Source organism: Turicibacter sp. T129 (assembly GCF_025594975.1).
GTDB classification, from domain to species: domain Bacteria; phylum Bacillota_I; class Bacilli_A; order MOL361; family Turicibacteraceae; genus Turicibacter; species Turicibacter bilis.
Genome location: NZ_JAMQUU010000021.1, coordinates 26,477 through 34,013, shown reverse-complemented (window position 1 = coordinate 34,013; position 7,537 = coordinate 26,477). Strand labels below are relative to the sequence as shown.

The following is a 7,537-nucleotide window of genomic DNA, read 5'->3' as shown; positions in this document are numbered from 1 at the left end:
TTCGTGTTTTTTTTGGTCAATTACATGGTATAGAATTTGGGACGTGATGTCTCTTTTTTTATACTTATTTTTTATTCCAAATAAAAGAAGTGTGGGAATCACCCACACCAAATATTATAGAACCATAATTTAGAAGGGCTTGAAGATTAAATCTTCAAGCCTCTTTTTTTGTTCATTTATGGTAAAATAAAGAAGTGTTGAAAGAGGGGATGGTATGATAGGTGTATATTTATTATTAATCATGTTAATTGTTTTAGTGTTATTAGTACTAATCAGGCAGAATCCAAGTAGTGGAAGACGCCAACATTCATTACTTGAACAGCAAATTAAACAGATGATTGATGAACAACAGCGAATGGAAAAAAGGTTGCAACAAACTAATTTTCAAATGTTAGATACCGTTGGACAAAATAATGAGCGAGTGCTCGATCGTTATGGCCAATTTGAGCGTACGATTCGTGGACAGTTACTTCAACATAGTACGGTGGTGACGGAACAGCTACAGCGTGATTTTGAAAAGTTAAATGAGCGCATGGAAGTGAATTTGATGCGTATTAATGATAAGGTGAATGAGCGTTTAGATCAGTCGTTTAATAAAACAAATGAGACGTTTCAGAGTATTTTAGTTCGATTAGCGAAGATAGATGAGGCGCAAAAGAAGATTGAAAGTTTATCAACAGATATTGTTTCATTGCAGACGTTGTTAACAGATAAGAAAAGCCGTGGAACATATGGGGAGGTTCAGTTGTATCAAATTTTGGCTTCAGTATTTGGAGAGAAAAATGACCGTTTGTATCAGACTCAATATAAGGTTTCAAATGGAACGATGGTTGATGCGATTTTATTTGCACCAGCCCCATTAGGAAATTTACCGATTGATTCGAAATTCCCATTGGAAAACTATCAGCGAATGATGGATCGTAACTTACCTGATGTAGAACGTAAAATTGCCACCAAGCAGTTTAAACAAGATGTGAAAAAGCATATTGATGATATTGCCATGAAGTATATTACACCGGAGGAAACATCGGATCAGGCGATTTTATTTTTGCCAGCAGAGGCCATTTTTGCAGAGATTAATGCTTACCATATTGATTTAATTGAATATGCTCAACAAAGACGAGTTTGGTTAGTTTCTCCAACAACTTTAATGTCGACTTTAACAACGATTCAAGTCATTATAAATAATCTTGAACGCGATCGTCATGCTTTAGTCATTCAACAAGAGTTAAATAAATTAGGAGATGAATTTAAGCGATATAAGGAACGTTGGGATAAATTAAGTAAACACATTGATACAGTTTCAAAAGATGTCAAAGAGATTCATATTACGACTGAAAAAATTGGAACTCGCTTTGATTCGATTTCAAATGTTGAATTAGATTTTAAAGAATAACCGTTAATAATTGACAAGTTACGAGTTTGTTCTTATAATTAATAATGAAATTAAAAATAAATATAATAATATACTCTTATTAAGAGCGATGGAGGCATAGGGGCCTATGAAGTCGCGGCAACCTCCTTGAATAGGAAGGTGCCGACCCAAGCGAGTTTAACTCGAGCAATAAGAGGGTTTGAATCAGTCATTCAAGTCCGCTTATAGCGGACTTTTTTTGTTAGCCTAAAGGGACAATTTCGGGGTTATCCACTCAAGTGCTAAGGAGTGATGAGCAGTAGTGAATCCGACCAGCCTTTGTGGTTTTACCGCATTAGATGAGCTATATGTAAGCTTATCTCTTTAAACAGAGTAAAAGTTAGATAAACTGTACACCGTAGGTGAAACTATAAGTTGTTCTTTCCATGTTATCCGCTAGTATGCTCATGATCTGAGCGGCTAGCGATAGATTATATGTACTAGTTTGTTAAAGAAAAAAGAATTACTTAGAAAAGGTGGATTATTTTTCTTAAATTGTCCATTATAGGTATGAATGATTGATTTTGTTAATGATTTTTAAATATTAACCGGCCCGAGCTATTATCTCTCGTCAGGAACTTAATAATATAGAGTATTTCTTAGTGTAATTAGAAGGAGGACATTAGTATGTCAGAACGTCGATTATTTACATCAGAATCTGTAACAGAAGGGCATCCAGATAAGATTGCAGATCAAATCTCAGATTCAATTTTAGATGCTATCTTAGCAAAAGATCCTATGGCACGCGTTGCTTGTGAAACGTCTGTGACAACAGGATTAGTCTTAGTATTTGGAGAAATTACTACTTCTTCATATGTTGATATCCAAAAGGTTGTTCGTGAAACAATTCGTGAAATTGGATATAACCGTGCGAAATATGGGTTTGATGCAGATACTTGTGCTGTGTTAACAGCTATTGATGAACAATCTGTAGATATTGCAATGGGGGTTGATCAAGCATTAGAAGCTCGTACAGGAATTATGACTGATGAGCAAATTGAAGCAATTGGTGCAGGGGATCAAGGATTAATGTTTGGTTTCGCCACAAATGAAACTGAAGAATATATGCCTTTACCAATCTCATTAGCACATAAATTATCTCGTCGTTTAACTGAAGTTCGTAAAAATGGAACCTTAGATTACTTACGTCCAGATGGTAAAACACAGGTAACAGTTGAATATGATGAGGCAGGAAAACCAGTTGCAATCGATACTGTTTTACTTTCAACACAACATTCACCAGAAGTAAGTCACGAACAAATCGAAGCAGATATTAAAAAACATGTCTTTGATGCAGTGTTACCACAAAACTTAGTAACAGAAAATACTCGCTACTTAGTTAATCCAACAGGACGCTTTGTCATTGGTGGACCACACGGAGATGCTGGATTAACAGGACGTAAAATTATCGTTGATACATACGGAGGATATGCACGTCATGGTGGTGGAGCATTCTCTGGAAAAGATGCAACTAAAGTAGACCGTTCAGCAGCTTATGCAGCTCGTTATGTTGCTAAAAACTTAGTTGCAGCGGGATATGCTGATAAAATTGAAATTCAATTATCATATGCCATCGGTGTTGCTCAGCCAACTTCAATCATGGTTGATACATTTGGAACAGGAAAAGTATCAAATGCCAAGATTGTAGAAGTTATTCGTCAAAACTTCGACTTACGTCCAGCAGGAATCATCCAAATGTTAGATTTACGTAAGCCGATTTATAAACAAACAGCTGCTTACGGACACTTTGGACGTACAGATGTTGATTTACCATGGGAACGTTTAGATAAAGTTGAAGCTTTAAAATCACAATTTTAATAAAATAAAAGCCTGGTTCTAATTTTTGAATCAGGCTTTTATTTGTGTACTTAGAATCTCTACAATCATAAACGACATTTTTTTTGACAATAGGTGATATAATATAATGTAAAATTAAAGTTTAAATTTTTGAAAGGAAGTGCCTCTGTGCGTAAGAAGTTATTACTTATTATTAATCCAACTTCAGGACGTGGGATAATAAAGGACTATTTATTACTGATTATTAGCCAATTGAGCTTAGCTGGATATGAGGTGGTCGTGTATCCCACTAAAGCTAAATATGATGCAGTGGAGAAAATGAAAGAGGCTAGAAATTATGATTTAGTCGTTGCAAGTGGAGGCGATGGAACCTTAAATGAAGTCATCACAGGGTTAATCCAAGCAAATGCGAATACACCAATTGCGTACATTCCAACTGGAACGACCAATGATTTTGCTACCACACTTGGAATTCCTAAAAATATCCCTAAAGCGTTAGATTTATGTATTCAAGGGAAACAGATGCCAATTGATATTGGACAGTTTGGTAGTCGATATTTTACTTATGTTGCTGCGTTTGGAGCCTTTACTGATGTCGCTTATGAGACGCCACAACCACGAAAAAATATGTTAGGCGGATTAGCCTACTTAATTGAGGGATTATTAAAGTTACCTACCATTCAATCGTATAAGTGTAAGATTACTCACCGTGATGGTGTGATTGAAGGGGATTATATTTTTGGAATGATTTCTAACTCAGATTCTGTCGCAGGTATAAAAAATGCATTTGGAAATCAGGCTGATTTAAGTGATGGTTTATTTGAAGTGACGTTAATTCGTGCTCCGAAAAATCTGATTGATATTCATCGAATCTTAAATGACTTTTTAAATACTCAATATGATCCAGAATATGTAGTGACATTTAAGACGGATCGTATGACTGTTGAGAGTGAGCAAGATGTTAAGTGGACATTAGATGGTGAAGATGGTGGGATTTTAAAAAGTGTTAATATTAGAAGTTTACAACGACGAGTACAAATTCTATCTTTAAAAATGTAGACATCAGCTATTCTTATAATTAGAAAGAACAGCTGGTGTTAAATGAAATGGATAGCACCTCTATAGTAGATGAAAAAAGTGATTCTATCTCTGATAAAGAATCACTTTAAATTCTATTATGGGGGTATTTTTATATCATTAGAAGGGTTAATATTATTAGTTTGGTTTGTTAATCGTCTAATGTAAAGGGGGTTCGTTCAATAATTGGTTTCTCTTTAGAATATTGCTGTTTTGAGTTATTGTTACTGAGATGTTTATTAATAAATTGGATCAAATTTACAATCACAAAGATAAAAAGACAGAAGGTCATGCCGGTCACTAGGCCTAAAACATCAATTTCAAAATCATTAATCTGTCCTGTTCTTCCCTCGACAAAGAGTTGATGGATTTCATCAGTAAAGGCAAAGAACGATCCACAATAAAATGTAATTAAGAAGGCTTTATAGAAGTTAAAGGCGTAAGTAAAGACCCCCATTGAAAGTATCCCAAGTATCATATAAATCCCAAAATGTGCCCATTTACGAATGATAAAGCTCCAATTACTATAGGTAGAGAAGATAAAAGGATAAAGTTCTTCTAAGTTTAATTTATAAAGTACTTTAATAACAAATTGATCCCATTGACGTAAAAAGTTATTTAAGAATTCAAATTGACTGAGGAATAAATATAAACTATTTGAGAGGGAGCCAGACTCTCGACCGGTTTGATCGGATAGGCTATAGATTAACTTCATAAAACAATAGATTGTCATCAGTCCAATCAAGAGAAATAATCCTTTCTTTAAATGTTCTCGTTTCATATCACACCTCCATCATTAAGATTTTAAGTATTATACAATATTTTCCTTTTGATTGCTAGAGCTTTTTTGTATAACGAAGTATGAATCTTATGTTAGGAGACATACTAAGAAATCAGATTTTTAATGAGTTTCATGTAATTTTTTATATAGGAGCTAGAAGGATGAAGAGATTATGTATATTAGTAGTGTGTTTGTTGTGCTTATTATCGGCACAAATAAAGATATTAGCAGATGATGATTTAGGTTCAGGTGATTATCAGGATTTTTCCACGGTAGAGAGTACTTTGGAAAAACTTCGATCTTATAATCCCAGTGGATTAGTTAATTATATACAAGTCGTTGATCAGTTATTTTCGATTCAATCTTTGTCTGATTTATTTAACCCGTATTATTACTACAGTATTAATACAAATATGAGTAATACAACAGAAACTACACGTACAAAGATTGTTAGTGCCTATTGTGATCCTTATTATTATGAAGTAGTGATGTCAAAGTCTGATGGAAGTTATGAACATGTTGCTTGTTTACAAACGTTTGAAGAAGCAAAGGAATTAAAGTCTAAGGTTCAAGGCTTGACGTTTGATGATGGAGTTTTAGTCGTTTTGAATGATGGCATGATTGTGATTTCGATGGACCCAACTATTGTTCAATTTAAAACGACGACTTGTGGAGCTAATCATAATTTAACGAATTCTGAAACACTAGATACGTATATTAATGCCTGTTATATTGATGAGGCATTATTAGTTGATGAAACAGAAGATGCATTTAAAATTTATATGTCAGGTTATGATGGTTGGGTTGATCGTCATGCGGTGTATGATGCTTCGGCAAGTACTGAAACATGGGTCAGTATTATTCCGAGTAATCAAGTTCAAAATATTTCGTACTATACCAAAGAAGGTGAAGATCTCATTCATTATTTAGCACAAGATGTTCGAGATGCTTTAGCAAAGACACCTTTGATTATCGGTAAAGCACCGCAGTGGATGGAAGAAGGAAAAAGTTATTATAGTTATGATGGGATTTATTTTTATGATGATTGGCAATCGATTTCAGTTGATGGGGTAGGAGCAATAAATAGTAGTGAACCCTTCTATAATTATTTTCAATACCTCCCGTATCGTTCAAAAACAAATTATACGTATGATGAGTTGAATACTTATTTAAATCAGTTAGGTTATACACAAAAGGCTGTTACTTATCCACCAACTGAAGGTGAGAGTCAGTTAGTAGATGAGGGAGAAAGCTTTTTAGAAGCCCAAGAATTATTTGGGATTAATGGGGGATTAGAGTTTTCAATGGCTTTACATGAAAGTGGTTATGGTCGAAGTAAGATTGCGATTGAGAAGAATAATACGTTTGGGATGAATGCGACGGATCAAAATCCATATGGGAATGCCACACAGTTTACGAGTATCCGCAACGGTGTATTCTATCATGCAGAACGCTATGTATCTTGGGGATATACTGATGCTGTTTCGGATTTTAGATACTATGGTCCACACGTTGGGAATAAAGGAAGCGGGATGAATGTTAAATATGCCTCTGACCCTTACTGGGGTGAAAAAATTGCGGGGCATTACTATCGTATGGATAAAGCATTAGGTGGTAAGGATTATAATTATTATCAACTTGCGATTAAACAGAATAATCAAGTGATTCCTGTTCATTTGGATTCAGAGGGGAATCTTGCTTATTTAACTTCAAATCAACAACAAAGTACGGGCATTCGTAACTATCCTGTTTTAGTGTTAGCTCAAATGGAGGATCAGCTCAAAATTCAAAGTGATATGCCAATTTCAGAACAAGAAGTGATAGAATCTGATATAACGTATAATTTTGAGACGAGTGAGGCTTATGTTTCAAGAGATGATTTTATGTTATTAAATGAAGAGACATCTAATCGCCCGAACGAGGTGATCACGTATGTCACTCTTTCGGTAGGAGATGAAGTAGAATTGACTCAATTATTAGGGGGATCTCAATTAGAGTTATCCACACTCGAATTTGAAAGCACGGATGAGTCGATAGCAGTCATTAAACAAGATAAGCTTATTGCTAATTCATCGGGAATTACTCGAATTTTATCATCCAAAAATAGTGAGATTGATTTTGATGTCAGAGTCGTGATTCCAGTTGAAAAGCTAAAGATTAAAACAGAAGTGAGGTCATTGAAGGTAGGGGAATCTGTTACATTAGATTATGAACTTTTGCCATTAGATGCAAGTCATCAGAATGTTTTGTGGTTAAGTAGTGATGAAGGGGTGGCAACAGTTACACAAGGTGGTACGGTTCAAGGAATTGCTGAAGGAGAGGTTGTGATTTCGATTTTAAGTGATGATGGAGAGCGGATCGATCAAATTCGTTTAAAGATTAAATAGTAGAAGCAGGTTTTGTATAAGCCTTACAAACGATCTGTTATAATGAAATGAACATTTTGAGTCGAAGGAATTATACATGAA

Annotated in this window: 5 protein-coding genes and 1 riboswitch; of the genes, 4 read left to right on the top strand and 1 reads right to left on the bottom strand. The window is 34.7% G+C overall.

What is annotated here, in order from left to right:
* The first annotated feature begins 214 nt into the window (after window positions 1–214).
* The 3 genes from NEH75_RS04585 (at window position 215) to NEH75_RS04575 (ending at window position 4,270) form a co-directional block, all read left to right on the top strand.
* On the top strand, window positions 215–1,396 hold the full coding sequence (locus tag NEH75_RS04585; protein WP_055304812.1) for a DNA recombination protein RmuC: 1,182 nt from the start codon (window positions 215–217) through the stop codon (window positions 1,394–1,396).
* Window positions 1,397–1,469: 73 nt separating this feature from the next.
* Window positions 1,470–1,571: riboswitch (SAM riboswitch) on the top strand.
* Between the two features lie 470 nt (window positions 1,572–2,041).
* Window positions 2,042–3,232, top strand: a complete 1,191-nt coding sequence (gene metK, locus NEH75_RS04580) for a methionine adenosyltransferase (RefSeq protein WP_055275982.1) — start codon at window positions 2,042–2,044, stop codon at window positions 3,230–3,232.
* Between the two features lie 147 nt (window positions 3,233–3,379).
* Window positions 3,380–4,270, top strand: coding sequence for a diacylglycerol/lipid kinase family protein (locus NEH75_RS04575; protein WP_070099775.1), 891 nt, complete (start codon window positions 3,380–3,382; stop codon window positions 4,268–4,270).
* 169 nt (window positions 4,271–4,439) lie between these two features.
* Here NEH75_RS04575 and NEH75_RS04570 read toward each other — a convergent pair whose 3' ends face one another.
* On the bottom strand, window positions 4,440–5,069 hold the full coding sequence (locus NEH75_RS04570; RefSeq protein ID WP_055304814.1) for a VanZ family protein: 630 nt from the start codon (window positions 5,067–5,069) through the stop codon (window positions 4,440–4,442).
* Window positions 5,070–5,230: 161 nt separating this feature from the next.
* Here NEH75_RS04570 and NEH75_RS04565 point away from each other — a divergent pair, with 161 nt between their 5' ends.
* Window positions 5,231–7,456, top strand: a complete 2,226-nt coding sequence (locus NEH75_RS04565) for a glucosaminidase domain-containing protein (protein WP_055304816.1) — start codon at window positions 5,231–5,233, stop codon at window positions 7,454–7,456.
* The last annotated feature ends 81 nt before the right edge of the window (window positions 7,457–7,537 follow it).

Excerpts from the sequence above, each read along its gene's own strand:
- NEH75_RS04585 (WP_055304812.1), top strand. The coding sequence starts at position 215 with ATGATAGGTGTATATTTATTATTAATCATGTTAATTGTTTTAGTGTTA.
- metK (WP_055275982.1), top strand. The coding sequence starts at position 2,042 with ATGTCAGAACGTCGATTATTTACATCAGAATCTGTAACAGAAGGGCAT.
- NEH75_RS04570 (WP_055304814.1), bottom strand. The coding sequence starts at position 5,069 with ATGAAACGAGAACATTTAAAGAAAGGATTATTTCTCTTGATTGGACTG.
- NEH75_RS04565 (WP_055304816.1), top strand. The coding sequence starts at position 5,231 with ATGAAGAGATTATGTATATTAGTAGTGTGTTTGTTGTGCTTATTATCG.